Source organism: Dactylosporangium sp. NPDC051541 (assembly GCF_044454505.1).
Taxonomy (GTDB): Bacteria; Actinomycetota; Actinomycetes; order Mycobacteriales; family Micromonosporaceae; genus Dactylosporangium.
This window is the reverse complement of record NZ_JBITDU010000024.1, coordinates 13,236-29,705: the sequence shown is the minus strand read 5'-3', so window position 1 is coordinate 29,705 and position 16,470 is coordinate 13,236. Positions and strand designations below refer to the sequence as shown.

At 72.1% G+C, this 16,470-nt stretch carries 18 protein-coding genes; 9 read left to right on the top strand and 9 right to left on the bottom strand.

Annotated features, from left to right (window positions below; translation table 11 throughout):
- Positions 1 to 32: 32 nt before the first annotated feature.
- Positions 33 to 254, bottom strand: coding sequence for a hypothetical protein (locus ACIA8L_RS51610; RefSeq protein ID WP_395917058.1), 222 nt, complete (start codon positions 252 to 254; stop codon positions 33 to 35).
- On the opposite strand from ACIA8L_RS51610, the gene ACIA8L_RS51605 reads away from it, so the two are divergent.
- Positions 223 to 465, top strand: a complete 243-nt coding sequence (locus tag ACIA8L_RS51605; protein WP_395916920.1) for a cellulose binding domain-containing protein — start codon at positions 223 to 225, stop codon at positions 463 to 465. The two genes, ACIA8L_RS51610 and ACIA8L_RS51605, sit on opposite strands and share 32 nt — an antisense overlap.
- Here the strand turns inward: ACIA8L_RS51605 and ACIA8L_RS51600 are convergent.
- The 4 genes from ACIA8L_RS51600 to ACIA8L_RS51585 all read right to left on the bottom strand — a co-directional run bounded on the left by ACIA8L_RS51600 (position 462) and on the right by ACIA8L_RS51585 (position 5,252).
- On the bottom strand, positions 462 to 3,689 hold the full coding sequence (locus ACIA8L_RS51600) for a caspase family protein (protein ID WP_395916918.1): 3,228 nt from the start codon (positions 3,687 to 3,689) through the stop codon (positions 462 to 464). The two genes, ACIA8L_RS51605 and ACIA8L_RS51600, sit on opposite strands and share 4 nt — an antisense overlap.
- Positions 3,673 to 4,026, bottom strand: a complete 354-nt coding sequence (locus ACIA8L_RS51595) for a hypothetical protein (RefSeq protein WP_395916917.1) — start codon at positions 4,024 to 4,026, stop codon at positions 3,673 to 3,675. Before ACIA8L_RS51595 ends, ACIA8L_RS51600 begins: the two co-directional genes overlap by 17 nt.
- A 189-nt stretch (positions 4,027 to 4,215) precedes the next feature.
- Entirely contained in the window at positions 4,216 to 4,689 is a 474-nt protein-coding gene (locus ACIA8L_RS51590; protein WP_395916915.1) for a hypothetical protein, read from the bottom strand.
- 224 nt (positions 4,690 to 4,913) lie between these two features.
- Entirely contained in the window at positions 4,914 to 5,252 is a 339-nt protein-coding gene (locus ACIA8L_RS51585; RefSeq protein ID WP_395916913.1) for an Imm51 family immunity protein, read from the bottom strand.
- A 23-nt stretch (positions 5,253 to 5,275) separates the two neighbouring features.
- Here ACIA8L_RS51585 and ACIA8L_RS51580 point away from each other — a divergent pair, with 23 nt between their 5' ends.
- The 5 genes from ACIA8L_RS51580 (at position 5,276) to ACIA8L_RS51560 (ending at position 9,182) form a co-directional block, all read left to right on the top strand.
- The gene (locus tag ACIA8L_RS51580) at positions 5,276 to 6,376 is read left to right on the top strand and encodes a sensor histidine kinase (RefSeq protein ID WP_395916911.1); all 1,101 of its coding nucleotides are present in this window, start codon (positions 5,276 to 5,278) and stop codon (positions 6,374 to 6,376) included.
- On the top strand, positions 6,373 to 7,017 hold the full coding sequence (locus tag ACIA8L_RS51575) for a response regulator (protein WP_395916909.1): 645 nt from the start codon (positions 6,373 to 6,375) through the stop codon (positions 7,015 to 7,017). Before ACIA8L_RS51580 ends, ACIA8L_RS51575 begins: the two co-directional genes overlap by 4 nt.
- Before the next feature lie 191 nt (positions 7,018 to 7,208).
- Positions 7,209 to 7,895: an ABC transporter ATP-binding protein gene (locus ACIA8L_RS51570; protein ID WP_395916907.1), complete on the top strand. Its 687-nt coding sequence runs from the start codon at positions 7,209 to 7,211 to the stop codon at positions 7,893 to 7,895.
- Positions 7,892 to 8,638: a hypothetical protein gene (locus tag ACIA8L_RS51565; RefSeq protein WP_395916905.1), complete on the top strand. Its 747-nt coding sequence runs from the start codon at positions 7,892 to 7,894 to the stop codon at positions 8,636 to 8,638. Before ACIA8L_RS51570 ends, ACIA8L_RS51565 begins: the two co-directional genes overlap by 4 nt.
- A complete protein-coding gene (locus ACIA8L_RS51560) occupies positions 8,628 to 9,182 on the top strand; it encodes a hypothetical protein (RefSeq protein ID WP_395916903.1) in 555 nt (184 codons plus the stop codon). The genes ACIA8L_RS51565 and ACIA8L_RS51560 overlap by 11 nt, the downstream gene beginning before the upstream one ends.
- A 228-nt stretch (positions 9,183 to 9,410) precedes the next feature.
- Here the strand turns inward: ACIA8L_RS51560 and ACIA8L_RS51555 are convergent, their stop codons facing one another.
- Positions 9,411 to 10,259: a helix-turn-helix transcriptional regulator gene (locus ACIA8L_RS51555; RefSeq protein WP_395916902.1), complete on the bottom strand. Its 849-nt coding sequence runs from the start codon at positions 10,257 to 10,259 to the stop codon at positions 9,411 to 9,413.
- 102 nt (positions 10,260 to 10,361) lie between these two features.
- On the opposite strand from ACIA8L_RS51555, the gene ACIA8L_RS51550 reads away from it, so the two are divergent.
- Positions 10,362 to 11,270 carry an SDR family NAD(P)-dependent oxidoreductase gene (locus tag ACIA8L_RS51550; RefSeq protein WP_395916900.1) on the top strand — a complete coding sequence of 303 codons (909 nt, stop codon included), beginning with the start codon at positions 10,362 to 10,364 and terminating at the stop codon, positions 11,268 to 11,270.
- A 147-nt stretch (positions 11,271 to 11,417) separates the two neighbouring features.
- Here ACIA8L_RS51550 and ACIA8L_RS51545 read toward each other — a convergent pair whose 3' ends face one another.
- Both ACIA8L_RS51545 and ACIA8L_RS51540 read right to left on the bottom strand, forming a co-directional pair.
- Positions 11,418 to 12,287, bottom strand: a complete 870-nt coding sequence (locus ACIA8L_RS51545; RefSeq protein ID WP_395916898.1) for a hypothetical protein — start codon at positions 12,285 to 12,287, stop codon at positions 11,418 to 11,420.
- A gap of 170 nt (positions 12,288 to 12,457) precedes the next feature.
- The gene (locus tag ACIA8L_RS51540; protein ID WP_395916896.1) at positions 12,458 to 13,645 is read right to left on the bottom strand and encodes an FAD-dependent monooxygenase; all 1,188 of its coding nucleotides are present in this window, start codon (positions 13,643 to 13,645) and stop codon (positions 12,458 to 12,460) included.
- Between the two features lie 95 nt (positions 13,646 to 13,740).
- Here ACIA8L_RS51540 and ACIA8L_RS51535 point away from each other — a divergent pair, with 95 nt between their 5' ends.
- Complete coding sequence (locus ACIA8L_RS51535) at positions 13,741 to 14,754, top strand: endonuclease/exonuclease/phosphatase family protein (protein ID WP_395916894.1); 1,014 nt, start codon at positions 13,741 to 13,743, stop codon at positions 14,752 to 14,754.
- A 13-nt stretch (positions 14,755 to 14,767) separates the two neighbouring features.
- Here ACIA8L_RS51535 and ACIA8L_RS51530 read toward each other — a convergent pair whose 3' ends face one another.
- Positions 14,768 to 15,424, bottom strand: coding sequence for a hypothetical protein (locus ACIA8L_RS51530; RefSeq protein ID WP_395916893.1), 657 nt, complete (start codon positions 15,422 to 15,424; stop codon positions 14,768 to 14,770).
- Positions 15,425 to 15,529: 105 nt separating this feature from the next.
- On the opposite strand from ACIA8L_RS51530, the gene ACIA8L_RS51525 reads away from it, so the two are divergent.
- Positions 15,530 to 16,468: a MerR family transcriptional regulator gene (locus ACIA8L_RS51525; RefSeq protein WP_395916891.1), complete on the top strand. Its 939-nt coding sequence runs from the start codon at positions 15,530 to 15,532 to the stop codon at positions 16,466 to 16,468.
- The last annotated feature ends 2 nt before the right edge of the window (positions 16,469 to 16,470 follow it).

Here is a 16,470-nt window from a genome sequence, read left to right as displayed (position 1 = left end):
TATTCCCGCGGGGGTACCGCCAGCACCCGCTTCTACGCCTTCGCGCTCCCGGGCGGCTCTCCGTCGGCGTCGGTGTCCTCGTCGCCCTCCCGTTCGCCGTCGGCGTCAGCGTCCGCCTCGCCCTCGTCTTCCCCTTCATCCTCGTCGGCGCCCCCGCCGGCCGGTGCGTGCACGGCCGCGTACAAGCTGATCAGCCAGTGGCCGGGCGGCTTCCAGGGCGAGGTGACCGTGCGGGCCGGCACCGCGGCGGTCAACGGCTGGTCGGTGCGGTGGACATTCGCGAACGGCCAAACCATCACGCAGCTGTGGAACGGCACCCAGAGCACCAGCGGCGCCAACGTGACCGTCCGCAACGTCTCCTACAACGCGACCATCCCCGCGAACGGCACGACGACGTTCGGGTTCCTCGCGAACTGGACGGGGAGCAACACGGTACCCACGCCGATTTCTTGCAGTAGTCCTTAATTGCCGCAGCGCTGAGCCAGCAGCGCCTCGAAGGCGTCGATGGGTGACGCGTGCTGACCGGGAGCACTCCGGGCGGCACGCGTCCGATCGGCGGCCTTCGGCGGCCGGGCCGGATCGACCTCGGTCACGGCCTTGGTCAGGGCGGCGATCGCGGTCAGCAGGGCGGCCAGCTCGAATATGAATTCCGAAAGCGATTCGCGCTGCGCATCCCGGGTCAGGGTCCGCCGGTCGAACCGCATGAGGTACGGGCCGGTCGCCACGTGCTGCGAACGAATCTCGACGGCGGTCTCGTGGCGGGCCCGGAACTGCGCGGTCGGAAACGCCCAGTACGGCAGGCTCAACTCCTCGTTGCCGAACCGTATGTAGCGCATGGTCGCGTTGGTGAACTTGATCAGGCCCATCCCGCTGCGCCACGAGTTGCGCTCCGGCTCTTCGTGGCGGTGCAGCATCGGCAGTGTGTCCAGGAGCTCGCGATCCTCCAGCACGGCATCGACCGCCAGCGCGACCGGATCGCCGAAACCCGCCAGCCGCGCTTGGATGTGGAAGCGACCGGGCCGGAAATCGGGCGCTCGGTTCTGGAACAGCTGGCGGTGATCCGGACGCATGTGTCCGGCGAGCGCGACGATGTCGTCGATGGACGCGACCTCGGTCAGCGCCTGCGTGAAGGCGGCGGCGAGGGAGAGCGTGCTGGCCGACGCAACGAATTCGTAGGCGGCGAGCAGCTGTTCGGACCGCCGTTTCGCCGCGTGCTGCACCAGGCTCAGCCGCAGCGGCCGTTCGATGGTGTGGAGCACGGCCGGGTCGGCCCGATCGATCAGCAGCTCGGCCAGGTCCGGCCAGTTGACCCGGGCGAGCGCGGCCAGCCACGCGTCCAGCCGGGCCGGGGCGACGTCGAGGAGCAGGACGCCCAGGGCTCGGAACAGGCGCGAGTCCCGGTCGAGCCGTTCGGCAGCTGGATCATCCGAATACATTCGTTCGGCCGGTTGCGCCTGGACCTCGATCCTCAGCTTCGGCGGCTCCTCCGGCGACGGTTCGGCCGGCTTCGGTGGTTTCGGTGGTTCGGCGGCGTAGGCCAGCGTCGGAGGAAAGTAATTCGGGAATGGATTCGGTGGTGCGGGCGCGGGGAACAGCTCCGGGAGGGCGTCCTGCAGCCTGGGTAGCGCCTCGGTCAGCAGTTGCCGCGCCGCGTCGGTGCCGAGCAGGTCGAGGATCGCGCCGAGGAGGCGTTCGGGCGGTGCCTGGGCGATCCGGTCCAGCGCGATCGTGCGCAGTGCCGCCTCGGCCGGGACGGCGGTGGTGAGCTCGGCGGCGAGCTCGGCCGCCAGGGTCGGGCGGCGCTCGGCGGCCGCGGCCACCAGCCGAGCGGCGAACGCTGGGGGCGCGATGGTCGATGCGTCCCGGGCCAGGCGGGCCAGGTCGGCGCCGTCGTACCAGCGGATCGTGTCCTGCAGCAGGGCCTCGGCGTCGCGGGGACGGCCGGCGGTGAAGAGCGCGGCGAAGTAGCGGGCTGGGCGGTCCGCGGGGCCGCCGGCGGCGGCGCGCTGCATGAGGATGATGGCGCTGTCGGGGTGGCCGTCGCGGCGCAGGGCCGCGGCCGTTGCGATGATCTGCTCGTCGTCGAGGTGGGTGGCGAGGGCCGTGAGGTAGTCGTCGGCCAGGTCGAGTTTCCGTAACGGCGCGAATGCTTTCGTAGCGCGGGTCGCGTCCGTGCAATTGGCGACGATCTTCTGCAGCAGCCCGTTGGCCTGGTCGAGGTGGCCGGCCCCGGCGAGGTCGGACGCCAGGGCGATGCCCTCGGCGGCCGGGCGTTGCAGGACGGCGTCGGTGGCCGCCAGGTACAGCTTGAACGCCGGCTCATCGTGCCCGGCCCGGCGCAGCGCATCGGCCAGGGCCATGGCTTCCTGGCCGGCCATCGCGGTGCTGATCCGGGCCAGGGCCCGCTCGATCGCGGGCGCGTCGACCGTCCACAGTGCGCCGATGAGCCTGATCATCGCCGGTGGGTCGCCGGCCCGGCGGGTCAGGGCGGCGTCGATGAGCAGCTGGCGGCGGCGGTCGTCGAGCTGGCGGCCGAGGGCGGCGATGCGGCGTTCGTCGTCGACGCGGGTCGCCAGCCGGTCGGCGGTCTCGGTGAGGTCGAGCAGGTCGAGGCAGTCGGCCAGGGCGGCGATCTCGTCGGCCGGGCGGCGGGCGCCGCCGGTCAGCAGGTGGGTGAGGGCGTCGGCTTCACCGGCGCAGTCGAGGGCGTGCGCGATCCCGGCGACCTCCTGGGTGTCGCGGTCCCGGCCGGTGCGTTCCAGCAGCCGGTCGCGGGTCCGTGTGCGGCCGAACTTTCTGAGCTCCTGCATGAGATTCGCGAACGTATTCGGCTCGAGCTCGAGTGCGTCCTCGAAGCCGTCGAGGGGCTCGTCCTCCGGGTCCTCCGGCGGCACGGGCTCGGCGCCCGGCTCGGCGGACGTGGCCGGCTTCATGGGGGTGGCGGCCGGGGCGAGCACGGCGGCGCGGTTGCGGGCCAGGACGATCGCGTGGCCGGCGTCGTCGGCGCGGGCTTTCGGCAGCGGCCGGTTCTTGGCCGCCAGGGCGGCGTTGACGTGGCCGTAGATGCTGGCCATCGTGAGCTCGTCGGAGCCGTCGGGCAGGCCGTGGTCCAGGACGTCGAGGAGTTCGGCGGTGAACGCGGTGTGCGGCTCACCCTCCGGCGCGAGGGCGCGGCGGGTCGCGGACGAGGCCGTCAGGATGTAGCTGCCTTTGGCCCACAGCCGCTCCCCCACCGCCAGGGTGTCGGCGCTCATGGCACCGGGCAGCGCGCGCCCGCTCCAGCAGCAGTCGAGGATCACCACGCGGGACAGGCGGCCGCCACCGCTCTGGATGACCCGGCGGACGTCGGCCATCGCCAGGGCGCCGTGCACCGGGTCGGGGTTGGTGCGCGGGATGGTCAGGAACAGCTCGTCGGTGTCGGGTCCGGGGATGCCGTGCCCGGCGTAGTAGAAGACGAAACCTTCCTTCGCCGCCCGCACACCCCGGCCGATCGCCTCGAGGACGTCATCGGTGGAGGCAGGGTCGGCCAGCACGTGACAGCGCTCCAACGGCAGACCCCACACGCCCGGGTCGGTCAGCAGCCGGCGGAGCCGCTCGAGGTTGCTCGCCACCGCGGGCAGGGCGTCGAGGTGGGCATACGTGGCCGTACCGACCAGAACGGCGCTGGAGCGCTCAGGACTCGGCAGCATCGGGCAGGGCCCGTTCCAGGGCCGCCCGCACGATCGCCAGGTGCTCGGGCGAGTCGTCGTCGGCGGTGATCGTGACCCCGCCGATCTTGAACACGAGCGCTGGGGGCTTTTGGCGGGAGTCGCGCCAATTGCGGTACACCATGATGAAATTGGCGATGGCGACGCCCTGGGTCAGCACCACGTTGATCACGTCGAGGGCGCCCAGGTAGCCGGTCTCCTGGCTGGACCGCGACACCTCGGCCGTCGCGGTGAGCTCCTCGTCCCGCTGCAGCCAGCCGAACAGGGAGTTGAGCTCGTCCGCCGCGTCCGCATCGGCGGTGGTGATGTCGACCCGCATGTCCAGATTGAAACACGTCGGTGCGAGACGACCGGCCCTCTTCCGCCGTCTCCGGCCAGGTGTCGGCCGTCTTCAGCCGGACGTCGGCCGGTTTCACCCGAGTGTCGGCCGTCGCCGGCCGAGTGCGGACCGTCTTCAGTCGCGGGCCGGCCATCTTCAGCCGGGTGTCGGCCGGGTGTGTCGCCGGACTTAGGCGGCGGCGAACTCGTAGAACTCGCGATGTTCCGGTTTGCGCAGGACCACGATCAGGCGCAGGGCGAGGATGCCCAGCAGGACGACGAGCAGGGCGTGGCCGCCGGTGAACCAGGTCGGGAAGAGCCGGTCGAACGCGTCGGCGGCGCGGGCGTGGGCGTCGGCGGACTCGCCGACGGAGTTGGCGGCCACGTTGCCCGGGCTGTAGACGACCGTGAACAGGTCGACCACGACGCCGGCCGGAAGCGCGTACATGACGGCCAGACGGCTGTTCGGATTTGCCCGATGCAGCAGGGGTACCGTCGCCACGCCGACCAGCGCCACGAGCACCGCCACCGCGATGCAGAACACGAACCGCTGCTTCGTCCCGTCGTAGGGCGGGTCCTCGCTGATCGCCCAGCCCCACGCCGCCGCATTGGCCCCGAACCGTAGCCGGGCGAGAATGTTGATCACCGCGTCGGCTACGGTCACGACGGCGACGAAAATTGCCAACCGCATGACATTCGCACTGGGCCGAGGCATGTTCAGGGCTCCTCTGTCGCAACCGGTTCGGCGGCTCATCGTAGGGCATCGCCGGCCTCAGGAGGCATCGTGATCACAACGCCGCGGTTCCGGTCCGACATGGACGGGGACCTGCACCTGGTCCTGCCGCCCGGCGGCGCCGGCGACGGCTGGAACGCGCCTCGTCGGTGCTCTCAGTCGTCGAACTCGAAGCCACGCTCCGCGGCGACGGCCATGATCTCGCGGAGGCGGGCCGGGCTGTTGGCCACCACGGCCAGCAGGGTGCCGAGCTGCTCCAGGGCGGCGACGTCCGTGCCGTAGGCGACGAACATGCCGCCCTCGGGGTCGTACTTGAAGCGGCCGTCGAGGTCAGGGGCCTCGGTGGCGACGAGCAGCTGGGCGATGCCCTCCCAGAAGTAGCCGTTGGCCTCGTGCCCGAACTCCTCGACGACCCCGTCCACGGCGGTCGTGCCGGCGTTCAGCAGCAGCGAATGGTTTCCAGGGCGGGTTTCGACGATTTTCAGTGGGGTCACGCCGCCATTTTAGGATCACGGGTATGGGGCGCCGTTTTCGGTTGGACGCTTTCGCCGCGCTGGTCGTGGTCGGCGGATTCTGGATACCGCTCGCAGTGGGTGCCAGCGGCTTGCGGATGGTGGCCGGACTCTTCCTCGGCGCGGTCGCGGGAGCGGCGATGCTGCTGCGCCATTTCGCGCCCGTGCCGGCCGTGGTGGTCGCGGCGCTGGCCACGGGGGCCGGTGCCGTGCTCGGAGTGACACAGGACCCGATGCTGGCCGCGGCCTGGTGCCTCTACCCGGTGGCGGCCGCGCGCGCCGACCGGGCCCGCGGTTTGGCGGTCGGGGCCGTGTGCGGGCTCGGGGTGCTCAGCGCGACCGTCGCTGTGCCCGAGGAGGACGCGCGGGCGCTCGGGCAGCGGGTACTCGTCGCGGCCATCGTGCTCGGCGGGGCCTGGCTGCTCGGGACCGCGGCGGGGCGGCAGGCCCGGGCGGCCGAGACCGAGGAGCGGGCCCGGGTGCAGGCGGTCGTCGCCCGGGACGTGCATGATGTGGTCGGGCATGCGCTCGCGGTGATCGCCGCCGAGGCCGGGGTGGCCCGGATGGTGTCCGGGTCCGACCCGGACGAGCTGCGGCGGAGCCTGGCCGATGTCGAGACGCACGCTCGGGACGCGCTGGGGGAGGTACAGACGCTGGTGCGGACGCTCAGAGACCTGCCCGTGGCCGTCGCACCCGCGCGGGAACGACTCCTCGCCGTCGTCGCCGCCAGCCGCGCCGCTGGGATCACGGTGCGGGCGACGATCGACGGAGACCTCCCGGAGCCGGGCGGGACGGTGGTGGTACGGGTCGTGCAGGAGTCGCTGAGCAACGCCCTGCGGCACATGCCCGGCGCCGAGTGCACCGTGGACGTCCGGTCCGGCACGGTGGTCGTGCACAGCGTCGGCGTCACGCGACCCGACCCAGCCGTCGATCCCGGGGCTGGAATGGAGCTGAGCGTTGGACTCGAGGCTGGGATGGACCTCGGCGTTGGACTCGGAGTTGGGCTCGAAGGGCTGCGCGAGCGGGTCGAACTGGTCGGCGGGGAGCTGCGGTGGGAGGCGCCCCGAGCCGGGGAGTTCCTGGTCACGGCCCGGGTGCCGGCGTGATAAGCGTCTTCCTCGCCGACGACGATGCAGCGTTTCGGCGGGTGTACCGGCGCCTCTTCGACCGCACCGAAGGTTTCCGAGTCGCGGGCGAGGCCGCCGACGGAGTCGACGCCGTACGCCTGATCCGGGCCCTGCACCCCGCGGTCGCGCTGTTCGACGTGCAGATGCCGGGCGGGGACGGGCTCACCGCCGCCGAGAAAGTCATTCGCGAAACGCATACCCGAGTCATCGTCCTCACCACGTTCGACCTCGACGAGTACGTCTACCGGGCGCTCTCCCTCGGCGCGTCCGGCTTCCTGCTCAAGAACGCCGCCCCGGCCGAGGTCCTGCAGGCGGTCCGGGCCGTTCACGCCGGGCACGCGACCCTCGCGCCGGAGGTCACCGCGCGGCTCGTCCGGCAGTTCGCGCCGCCCGCGCAGCCGCACCCGTTCGCGGCCGGGGTGCTGTCCGCGCGCGAGCTGCAGGTGGTCCGGCTCGTCGCCCGCGGGATGTCGAACCAGCAGATCGCGGACGAGCTACGCCTGAGCCTGGAAACAGTGCGAACGTATCTGCGAAGGCTGTTCGCGAAACTCGGCGTCAACGACCGCACCCACCTCGCGGTCCTCGCCCACACCGCTGGCCTCCTGCACGAACCGCGCTGAACCTCCGCCCGGTCCCACGCCCTCTCCGCCCGGACTGCGGCTCACATATTCGGCGGAACTCCTGCTCGAGCCGGCGCCCGGACTGCGGGTCGGATCGACGCCCGGACTGCGGTTCGGCCGGCGGCCGGAGTGCTGATCGGGTCTCCTTTCGGGGGACGCGGGCGCGAGCCGAGTCAAGCGATGCTGCGCCCGTGATCGAAGTCAACGGATTGCGAAAGTTCGTCGTGGACGGCATCAGTTTCGTCGCGCGGCCGGGGCGGGTGACGGGGCTGCTCGGGCCGAACGGGGCCGGCAAGTCAACGACGCTGCGGGTACTGCTCGGGCTGGCTCGGCCTTCCAGCGGGACGGCGCTGGTTTCCGGTCGGCGGTACTGCGAGCTGCGCCATCCCCTGCGAACGGTCGGCGCGCTGCTGGACGGTGTGGGGCCGCTACCCGAGCAGCGGGCGGTCGACCATCTGCGGTGGCTGGCCCTGTCCAACGGCATCCCCCGGCGCCGGGTGTCCGAGGTCCTCGAGGTCGCCGGGCTGGCCGCGCACGGCCGGCGGCGCACGGGGCGGTTCAGCCTGGGCATGCGGCAGCGGCTCGGGATCGCGGGTGCGCTGCTGGGTGACCCCGGGGTGCTGGTGCTCGACGAGCCCGCGAACGGTTTGGACCCGGACGGTATTCGCTGGGTCCGCGGGCTGGCCCGGGAGTCGGCCGCGGCCGGGCGCACGGTGCTGTTGTCCAGTCACGTCATGGCGGATGTGGCCGCGACCGCCGACGACGTGGTGATCATCCATCATGGACGGATCGTGGCGGACGGTCCACTCTCGACGGTGACGGCCGGGCACGGGTCGCTGGAGTCGGCGTTCTTCGCGCTCACGGGTGATGTGCGGTGAGCGTTCTGCGGGCCGAGGTGTTCAAGCTGCGCACGTCGCGGGCCGCGTGGATCGGGTTCGCGTCGCTGCTCGCGCTGCACGTTCTGGTGTTGTGGCAGGGGCTCGACATGACCCGCGCGGCCGTGGACGCGATCGCGCCGAACGGGACGATCGAGATTTTCGTCGGTGAGCGTCGTCCGGCCGGTCCGGCGCTGATCGAGCTGACGGCGGGCGGCTCACTGCAGATGTGCATCTTCCTGCCGGGCCTGGGTGCGCTGCTCGGCGGCCGTGATGCGCGGCGGCTGGGGGCGGGCCTGCTGGCAGTACCGCAGCGACATCGTTTGTTCGCGTCTATGACGGCGGCGGCCGCGCTGTGGCTGTTGGTGCTCGCCACGGCCGTCGCGTTGTGCTCGATGCTGTTCACCTTTCTGGCCATTCGCGAATGGAATTCCGGGCTGGTGCTGTCCGCGGACACCCTGCGCACCCAAGCACTGTTCGTGATGTACGCGGTTGTCTATTCGCTCATCGGGTACGCGTTCGCGCTCGCCGGCCGCGGCGTGCTGGTCGGACTGCTCGGCGTGGTCGCGTTGACGGCGCTGACGATGACGCAGGTGGCTGTGCCGTCGCTCGACACACTGCTACCGCTGAGCGCCGGAATTCATCTCGTCCTCGAAGGCCGCGTGTCCGGTGCGCTCGTCATCGCGGGCTGGGGCGCGGTGGCACTCGGCGGCGCATGGCTGGTGGTGCGGCGCCGTGATCAGTGACATGCCCGAAGACGTGACCCGAGATGTCGTCAGGGATGTCGTCAGGGATGTGGTCAGCGAGCTGTACCGCTTGACGACACTGCCGGTCGTCTGGCTGATCGTCGGCGGATGGCTGATCGTCGGCGGATGGATGCTGCTGGCCGGATGGCATTCCGGGCTCGTGGTGTACGTCGTGGTCGCGCTGGCCGTCGTGCTCGGTGGGCGAGACGTGCCGGCCATGGCGTTGTGCGCGGTGCCCATACGGTCGCGAATATTCGTGTCGCGGATGGTCGTCGCGCTGATGCTCGGCGCGGCGGGAACGCTCACGGTTCGCGGCGTGTTGCTGTGCCTGTTCGGGCTGGGGCTTGCGCTGCTGACCCGCGGAGTCGTGTGGCCGGCGGTGGTGCTGGCCGGGGTGCCGATCCTGCTCACGCCGGTCCTGCGGGCGGTGGTGCCGCGGATCGTGCCGTACCTGCCGCACGAGGCGACGCTGCCCGTCCTGACTGCGTGGGCGGCGGTGGCCCTGGTCGGCGGATGGACAGTGCTGGCCCGGTGTGACGCCTGAACACGCGGTCGACCGACGCGACGCACGAGCGCGTTCGTGCATCAGCGGGCGACCACAGCGAAGACGGTGACGACAGCGGCTGCGGCGGGGGCGACGGCGGCGACGGTGACGACAGCGGCTACGGCGGGGCGACGGCGAGAGGCGCCGGGGTGACGGCGAGAGGCGCTGGGGCGACGGCGAGAGGCGCTGGGCGCGCCGTGGCCGCTCGGCGCGAAACCTCGAAAGCGCTCAGTCGACCAAGGTCTGCGTGCCCAAAACGATGGCGAGCGCCAGGCGGTCCGCGTCCTCGGTGGCCGGCTCGGCCGTGTAGACCATGATGCGCAGATCGTCGACGACGACCATGAGTGTGTCGCAGTCCAGGGTGATGCGGCCGACCGCCGGATGGTCGATGACCTTGTGCTTGGCCATGTCGCCGACCGCCGGCGGTGGTGTGTCGGTGTCCCAGAGCTCCGTGAAGCGCGGGCACGCCTCGGCCAGGTCGCCGATGAGGCGGCGAAGGGAACGGTCGGCCGGGTAGCGCGAGGCGGTCAGGCGCAGGTCGGCGACGAGCCGGGCCTCGTGCTCGGCCTGCTCCTGCTCGGTGTGCACGACGCGGTTGCCGGTCCGGGTCAGGTTGCGCCAGATGGCGTTGCGTTCGAGGCCGTGCCAGGTCGTCGTCGGGCCCATGAGCGCGTCATAGGGAGCGTTGGCGAGCACGATCGTCCAGCTCGCGTCGTAGACGACGACGGGCGTGTAGGACAGCCGGTCCAGCAGCCGCTGCACGCTCGGGGTGACCCGCGACGACACCACGTCGAGGCCGGGTGCGGCGTGCCCGGCCAGCTGGAACAGCAGGTCCCGCTCCGGGTCGGCCAGGCGCAGGGCCCGGGCCAGGGCCTCGACGACCTGGGCCGACGGTGCGGTCGCCCGGCCCTGCTCGAGCCGCGTCAGGTAGTCGGTCGAGATCCCGGCCAGGGTGGCCACCTCCTCCCGGCGCAGCCCGCTGGCCCGGCGCCGGCGTCCGACCGGCATCCCGACGGCGTCGGGCGCGACCCGGTCCCGCCAGCGGCGCACCATCCGGCCGAACTCCCACGTCTCCACGATCACAGTCTGCGCCCGCACAGCCACCGTTGTCCTGGCCCCGCCAGTCCTACGACAACCGGACTACTGCCTGGCACCGCCAAACCCGGTCACGCTGAGTGCATGACAGTCCTCATCACCGGCCCCACCCGCGGCCTGGGCCGCGCCGCCACCCTGGCCATGGCCGGCCGCACCGACCTGATCCTGGTCGGCCGCGAAGGTCCGGCCCTGACCGAGGTCGCCGACGCGGCCCGGGCCCGCGGCTCCAACGTGCACACGGTCGGCGCCGATCTGGCCCGCCTCGCCGACGTGCGGTCCGCCGCGAAACACATTCGCGAAAGCTCGTTCGGTCCGCTGCGTGCCCTGGTCGCCAACGCCGGTGCGATGTCCACGGACACGCGGCGGGCGTCGGCCGACGGTTACGAGATGACGTTCGCGGTGAACTATCTCGCGCACGCGCAGCTGATCGGCGACCTGCTCGACGTGTTCGCCGCGCCGGCCCGGATCGTGCTGCTCGGCTCCAACACATACAGTGCCAACGTCTGGCGCCGGCTCCTGAACGTGCCGGAGGCGCAGTGGCGCGACCCGGTCGACCTGGCCCGCCCCGCCACCGGCCCGGCGAACCCCGGCCTGCGGGCCGGTGGCGTCGCCTATTCAAACGCCAAACTCGCGCTGTTGTACTACGCGCACGAGCTCCAGCGCCACGCCGCCCCCGGCATCGGGGTCTCGGTGTTCGAGCCCGGCTGGATGCCGGGGACGGCCCTCGGCCGCGGCGCACCCGCGGCGTTCCAGGCGATGGCGCGGGGCCTGGGCCGCCTGCCCGGCGTCTCGAAGCCGGAGCGGTCCGGCCCCGCGCTGGCGTCCGTGGCGCTGGACGACAGGTGGGCACACCTGCGCGACGGCGCGTTCGTGCTGAAGGACAAGGTGATCCAGCCCAAGCCGATCGCGTTCGACCGCGACCGCGAACGCCGCCTGTGGACCGCCACCGCCGAACTCCTCAGCCAGAACACCGCCGCCAGCACCGGTCAGTAGCCACACAGCGCCCGGACGGCGATCCGACCAGAACACCGCCGCGAGCACCGGTCAACAACCACACAGCGCCCGGACGGCGGTCTGGCCAGTCAAGAACCGCAGAACGCCCAAACGGCGGTCCGGCCGGAACACCGCCGCCGCCACCGGTCAGTAGCCGCAGAGCGCCTGAACGGTGGTCTGGCCGGTCGGCACGCCGGTCATCTGGACCTTCCAGCTGCGCGTGCCGAACGGGTAGATCGACTGCAGGAAGTACGGGCCGGAGTCGGTCAGCGAGCCCCCGCCGCCGAGGGAGTAGACGTGCTTGTCGGGCGGGCAGTCCTGCGTGCCGCCGTCCCAGAAGAGGTCGCCGTAGATCGCCGCGCCGCTGATCCGGTCGGCGCAGACGGCGTAGGCCGTGACCTTCCAGTCCAGGGCGAACCCGTCGCGGTCCTCCCGCCCCGTGGCCCGGGCGATGTCCAGCGGGGCGGCCAGCCGGGACAGCTGCAGCCCGACCTGGTGGTCGCCGTCGGAGATGGCGGCGCCGCCGCCGATCGCCAGGGTGGAGCCGGGGCAGTAGGCGATGGCCTGCTTGAATGCCGTCGAGTCCGTGCTGGTGCCGGCGGAGACGATGCTGTAGTTGGCGAGCTGGTGCGTGTCGGCGCAGAACGCGTAGACGGTGAACTGCCAGTCCGGCGCGAACCCGGTGTCCGGCTCCTCGGCCGTGGCGGTGTAGTAGTCGTTGTAGCCGTTGCTCCCGCGGACCGGCTGGAGCCGGGTCAGCCGGACCTGGTCGTCGCCGCCGTCGACGCGGGCTCCGCCGCCGATCACGTGCATGCCCGTCGGACAAGACGCCGACCGGTACTGGAACGCGTTGGAGTTGTGGCGGTCGTCGTAGTCTTCCAGCGTCGTCGAGACGACCGTGACACTGAGGTTCGCGTTGGCGAACGCCCGCGCGGGTGCGACCACCTGCACCACGAGCTGGGCGGCCGCGACGATGAGCACCGCGAACACGGCCCGGCCCCGGAGTTTCATGAGCATGATGACTCCTCGGGTAGATTTTCGGGGCGTTCCGGCGATGACGGCCGCGAACCGGCCGGACTACCGGAGCGATGCGCCGAGCATCGACCGGTAGCCATCCTCCGAACACGTCGAACAACCCACAGGAGCTATCCGGAACCCGACGCCGCGGCCGGCCTCAGTCGTGGCGGTCACGCACGAACGTCCAGTACCCCCGCGTAGTCAGGCAGTTGAACGCCGTTGATCGCGCGCTCGACGAGGTCGGTGAGCGCCTCCATGTCGGGCTCCGGGGCCGGTTCGGCGTCCGGGGCGTCGAGGCTGCTCACATGCATCCGGCCGATCTCCTGGTTGGCCTCGACGAACGGACGCATCCGCCCCTCGAACGCGGCGAATCCGGCCTGCGGGTCCCAACCGGCCGCGGCCAGCTCCCCGGCCAGCAGGTAGGCGCCGACCAGCGCCAGCCCGGTGCCCTGCCCGGACATCGGCGAGGAGCTGAACGCCGCGTCGCCGAACAGACCGACCCGGCCGCTGGACCAGCGATCCATGATGACCTGACCGACCTGGTCGAGGTAGAAGTCGGGGGTACTGTCCAGATGCGCGAGCAGCTGCGGCGCCAACCAGCCGAAGCCCTCCATCCGCTCCCGCAGCAGCCGCTTCTGGGCCGCGATGTCTCGGTAGTCGACGTCGAACGTGGCCGCGGGGAACGAGAACATCGCCATCGCCCGGGTGGCGTCCTGGATGGGCCGCAGCAGGGCGGTGCGTCCGGACTCCTTGTGCTGGCACTCGAGCAGCCAGCGGTCCAGCCCGAACTCGTTCGGCACGCTGTAGAAGGCCAGCACGAGCCCCAGGTGCCGGACGAACTGCTCGTGCGGCCCGAAGACCGTCGCCCGCAGCGCCGAGTGCAGCCCGTCCGCCCCGATCACCAGGTCGAAGCGCCGCCGGTCGCCGCCCGCGAAAGCCACGTCGACCCCGTCGGCGTCCTGCGTGAGCTCGGCGATCCGGTCGCCGAACACATATTCGACGCCGTCGCGGGTGTCGTCGTAGAGCACCCGGGACAGGTCCCCGCGCAGGATCTCGATGTCCGCGATGTACCCGTCGCCGCCGTGATCCTCCGCCCGGAAGGTCTCCAGCACTTTCCCGTCCAGGTCCACCGTGTAGGCGCCGGCGGTTTCGGTGCGGGCCGCGCGCACCGCCGCGTCCAGTCCCATCCGCGCGATGACGTCCTTGGTCACCCCGCGCGCGTCCACCGCCTGCCCGCCGGGGCGCAGCTCGGGGGCCCGCTCCACCACGGTGACCTCGGCCCCGCGCCGGTGCAGCCAGTGGGCCAATGCGGGCCCGGCGATGCTCGCCCCCGCCACCAACACCTTGACGCTACTCACAACGGCCCCCGCTCACCGGTCCAGATCACTTTCGGCATCGTACCGGCGCCCACCGGACCGGCGCGGCGGTTGCCCGGTCCCCTACTCTTGGCGGCATGATCGGCACCGAGGGATCTCCGCCACCCGCGTCCCCGGCCGTGACCGTACGGCGGCGGCGGTGGCTGACCGTGCTGCTGTGGCTGCTCGTCGCGCCGTTCGCGGTGTGGGCGGCGGCGCGGGTGTTGGGGCTGGAGGGTGTCTACCCGAGCATCCAGCTCCTGGCCTTCACCCCGTACGTCGCGGCGGTCTCGCTGGTGCCGCTGGCCCTCGCGGCGCTGACGAAACGGATCTGGCCGGCGATCACGGCGGCGGTGGTGGTGCTCGCCTTCGCCGCGTGCGTCCTGCCGCGCTCCGTCCCCGGCACCGACGCCGGGGATCCGGACGGGCCGACGGTGCGGGTGATGACCGTCAACATGCTCTACGGCCAGGCCGACCCCGGTCAGATCGTGCGCCTCGTCCGCGAGGGCGGCGTCGACCTGCTCGCCGTCCAGGAGTACTCCGCGCACGGGCAGGCCGCCCTGCGCGCGGCCGGGCTCGAGGAGACACTGCCGAACGCCGTCACCTATCCGCGGGAGAATGCCGGCGGCTCGGCCGTCTACAGCCGCTTCCCGCTGGCGGACCAGGGGTACCGGCAGCTCACCAGCTTCGTGCAGGCGCACGCCAGTGTGCGGGTGCCGGGCGGCCCGGACGTGTACGTCGAGTCGGCGCATCCGTGCGCCCCGATCGGCCGCGGATCGGGCGCGTGCTGGCGGGCCGACCTCGCGGCGCAGCCGGCGGCGAGCCCGGGCGGGCCGGTCACCGTCCTCATGGGCGACTTCAACTCGACCCTGGACCACAAGGCGTTTCGCCGCGTGGTGACGAAGGGATACCGCGACGCCGCCGACTCCGCCGGGACCGGGCTCTCCCCGTCGTGGCCCTACGACGACCGGTGGTACTTCCCGGGCGTGACGCTCGACCACATCCTCGCCGACCAGCGCGTCCGCGTGCGCAACGTCAGGATCATCCATATCGCGGGCAGCGACCACCGGGCCGTCTTCGCCGAACTGGTGCTGCCGAAAGCCGGCGCCTGACCGGGCCGGTTCGTCAGGCGACACCGGGGTAGGCGACGGCGAACCACAGGGTGGTGAGCATGACGGACCCGGCCACGCCCCCGGCCGCGGCCCGGCGGGCGGCCCGGCTCGGCAGCGCGCCGGCCCCGGCGATGCCAAGACCCCACGGGATCGACCACCACATGGCGACCTGCCCGACGACGCTCAGCGCGGCCCCGGACCAGGCCCCCAGCAGCACCGGCAGCGCCGCGAAGACGCCACCGGCCAGGACGACCCACGCGCGGTGCGGACGGAACGGTTCGCCGGCGGGCCCGGCTCCCGGTGCGAGCCAGTAGGCCAGGAGGCACACGACCAGCACGGCCAGTGCGGCCGCCGCGACGGCGAAGGCCCGCAGCGAGCCGGCGCCGGCCGCGGAGTAGCTGGCACCACCGGCGCCCGCGAAGTTGAACCAGTCCCGGGAGGCGACCAGGGCGTACCCGGCGATCTGCAGCGCCGCCAGGCCACCGACGACGGCCGCGGGCCGGGCCGCGGCCGGCCACGCCGCGACGAGCAGCCCGGCGACGCCAACGACGGCGACGAGCAGCCGGGCCAGGCCCGGGTGCATCGGCGGCCCGCTGCCGTCGAGCAGCCCGACGAGGGACACGGCCAGCCACACGATCAGCCCGCCGGACACGCGCGCAGGAACGGTCATGCCCTGCTCAACGAGGCGGCCCGGACTTCAGCACGGCGGCCGCCGACGGGCGAAGTCGCCGCCCGGGTTGCATCTCCACCGGGTGGAGGTTGCAGAGTGGTCGGCGTGGATCACGCAACGCTGTACTCGATCGGGGACCTGGCTCGGCGGACCGGGCTGCCGGTGCGCACGATCAGGTTCTACTCCGATGCCGGCGTGCTACCGCCCACGCACCGCAGTTCCGCCAACCATCGCCGGTATGACCTGACCTCGGTCGCCCGGCTCGACCTCATCCGCACGCTGCGGGAGCTCGGCGTCGATCTGGCCAGCATCAACCGGGTGCTGGCCGACGAGATCAGCGTGTCGCAGGCCGCGGCCGCGCACGCGGAGGCGCTCGACGTGCAGATCCGGGTGCTGCGACTGCGCCGGGCGGTCCTGCGGGCGGTGGCGAGACGGAACTCCAGCCCTGAGGAGATGGAGCTCATGCACCGTATCGTGCAACTGTCCGAGGCCGAACGGCATCGGCTCATCAACGACTTCGTCGACAGCACGTTCGGCGGCGTCGACGCCAACCCGGAGCTGGTGGAGCTGCTGCGGGCGGCGGTGCCGGACCTGCCCGACGAACCGGCGGCCGAGCAGGTCGAGGGCTGGGTCGAGCTGGCCGAGCTGGTCCAGGACGCCGACTTCCGGGCCAGTGTCCGGCGGATGGCCGAGTTCCAGGCGGCCGAACGCGCCGACGGCGACCGGACCGGGCTGCATCACGAGCTGACCAACCACGTCATCGACCGGGTCGGGGCGGCGATCGCCGACGGAATCCAGCCCGCCTCGGCGCCGGCCGCGCCGATCGTCGCCGACCTGGTCGCCCGCTACGCCGAGACTTTCCAGACCGCCGACAGCCGCGAGTACCGGGCCAAGCTGCGGACCCGGCTGACCGTCGCCAACGATCCGCGGGTGGAGCGATACTGGCACCTCATCGCCACCATCAACGGCTCGCCCGCGATGCCCTCGCTCGCCCCGATCTTCGCCTGGTTCACCGAGGCCCTCGAGCACCACCCGGAGCCGTGACC